Below are 1977 nucleotides of genomic sequence, written 5' to 3'. Positions count from 1 at the left end.
CGCCACCCTGGGGGGCAACCTGCATCTTAAACAGAACCTGTTAGCCGCCCTGGACAGCGGGGTGCTCGATGAACGGGCCGTGCATGGCGAACTGGCGCGACTGAAGGCCGCGGGAACCCGCATCGGGCTGACCTTGAGCGGCCCGCAGCAGGCCGTCACGCTGGAGAAGGCGCTGGCCATGAAGGTTGATGGACTGCGCCTGTTCGATGCCGTGCAGGCGACTTGGAACCTGCTCGAGCCCTCATCCGGGGCGGCGTTAGACGCGGCCCATCGAGCAGGGCTGGCCGTGATCATCAAAGAAGCCCTGGCCAATGGGCGCCTGACAGAGCGCAATCAGGCGGCAAGCTTCCAGGCCCGACGCCAGCGGCTCGAGACCCTCGCCGGTCGGTTCAAGGCCTCATTCGACGCTGTCGCGCTGGCGGCCGCCCTTGCCCGCCCTTGGGCCTCGGTGGTGCTCAGTGGGGCGGCGACCGTGGCGCAGCTACACGCGAATCTGAACACCATGGAGATCCCTTGGGATGCTGAGGCTGAGGCGTTGATCGGGGCGCTTGCCGAGGACCCAACGCAATACTGGCAAACGCGCGCTGAGCTGGCATGGAACTGACGCGCGGCGTAACACGTCATCGGCGCGCACGCGTTCGGTCTTGCTGAACGCTGCACTGTTTCAGCCAAAGCCAAGTCGGTCGGCAGCCTATCTGAGGCCGTTCACGCTTCACACCCGCTTCTGCGTTTGCGTGAGCAAGACCGCCAGTGCCGCAGCCGCGATCAACGCCAGCACCGGGACTGCAAGCGGTGGCACCGGCAGCGGCAACAGCAGCCCGAACCCGATCAAGAAGCCCAAGCCAAGCAGCACCCGCACCGCCAGCCGATGCGCCAACGGGCTTGGATAGTCGAACCCGGCTAGGCGAATGCGTCGGCGGATCAGCCCATCTCCAACCGCGCCGATCAGGACGAAGCCAATGAACGGCCACCAGGCGAACAGCACCACTAGGCGCTGGATGGCCAGATAAACGGCGAACCAGATCAGATCGAGCCGAGTCTTGACCCAGGGCCAAAGCGGCACCGAGGCCAGCTTGTCGAGCTCGGGCGTCTTCTCCACGGCCGCCGCATCCGGCAACAGCAGGTCATAGCTGGCGTCAACCAGACCCGAGCGCAGGAAGACGGTTCCATACCCATGCTGCGCGGTGGCAAAGATGGCCGTTGCCGACTCCTCGCCCAACTGACGCGAGACCCAACGGACCTCCTGATCGCGCATGCGCGTCGACCAGTCGGCTGGGATCAATGCCGAGAGCAGCACGAATTCCATCAGCAGCAGGATCACGGCAACGATCGTTGCCCAAAGCCAGCTGACCTTGGTTTGAGACTCAGTGGCCATTGGATCGCACCGTCAGCCGCCGAGGGGTGTTGGTCTCGGCTTGCTCAATGCCACCATCAGGCTGAGAGGGCATCATCGCCTCAATAACGCCCTCGGGACGCTCGACCAACGCCTCCGGCGCCACCAGAATCGGCAATCGGCCCTTGATCGTCCGTCCTCCAGCCAGGCGTCCGATGTACTCGAGAATCGGCAGATGCCCCAGCAAAGCTGGCGGCAGCAGGTCACCCTCCTCCTCGATCAGGCGCTCGCCGGCATTGCCACTGTAGAGCAGTGGATTGTCCGACTGCGTACTACTGGCTTGAGTGCGCATCAGCGTCTGCAGGCGGATCTTCGGCAGACTGTCGGTGATATAGGTCTGGGTCTCGGCATCGAGTACCCGAAGGGCAATCAGGTTGTTCAGGTTCGCCAGCACCTGGGTCGCCTTATCCTTGCTGCCGGTGCGCGCAGCGAAGTCGGCAAAGCTCTGGGTGGCCACAGTCAGTCGCAGTCCGGCGCCACGGCCCTTGTTCAGCAGTTGCACAAAAGGATCGTTCATCACCTCAGCAGCCTCGTCGATGAAGACGCTGACCGGCTTGTTATTGACCCCATAGTTGTAGCGGTCG

3 protein-coding genes are annotated in these 1977 nt (G+C 63.8%); 1 reads left to right on the top strand and 2 read right to left on the bottom strand.

Annotation, left to right across the window (positions count from 1 at the left end; all coding sequences use genetic code 11):
- On the top strand, nt 1-604 hold a 604-nt coding region (locus tag VBE63_RS28225), incomplete at its 5' end, for an aldo/keto reductase (RefSeq protein WP_323686306.1).
- Nucleotides 605-712: 108 nt separating this feature from the next.
- On the opposite strand, the gene VBE63_RS28220 is transcribed toward VBE63_RS28225, so the two are convergent.
- Both VBE63_RS28220 and VBE63_RS28215 read right to left on the bottom strand, forming a co-directional pair.
- Nucleotides 713-1375, bottom strand: a complete 663-nt coding sequence (locus VBE63_RS28220) for a DUF4400 domain-containing protein (RefSeq protein ID WP_323686305.1) — start codon at nt 1373-1375, stop codon at nt 713-715.
- Nucleotides 1365-1977: TraM recognition domain-containing protein (locus VBE63_RS28215; protein WP_323686304.1), on the bottom strand; the 613-nt coding region annotated here is incomplete at its 5' end. The genes VBE63_RS28220 and VBE63_RS28215, both read right to left, overlap by 11 nt.

Source organism: Lamprobacter sp. (assembly GCF_034860625.1).
Taxonomy (GTDB): domain Bacteria; phylum Pseudomonadota; class Gammaproteobacteria; order Chromatiales; family Chromatiaceae; genus Lamprobacter.
Note: the sequence above shows the minus strand (reverse complement) of the source record. Positions and strands in the feature narration are given on the sequence as shown.

Excerpts from the sequence above, each read along its gene's own strand:
- VBE63_RS28220 (WP_323686305.1), bottom strand. The coding sequence starts at position 1,375 with ATGGCCACTGAGTCTCAAACCAAGGTCAGCTGGCTTTGGGCAACGATC.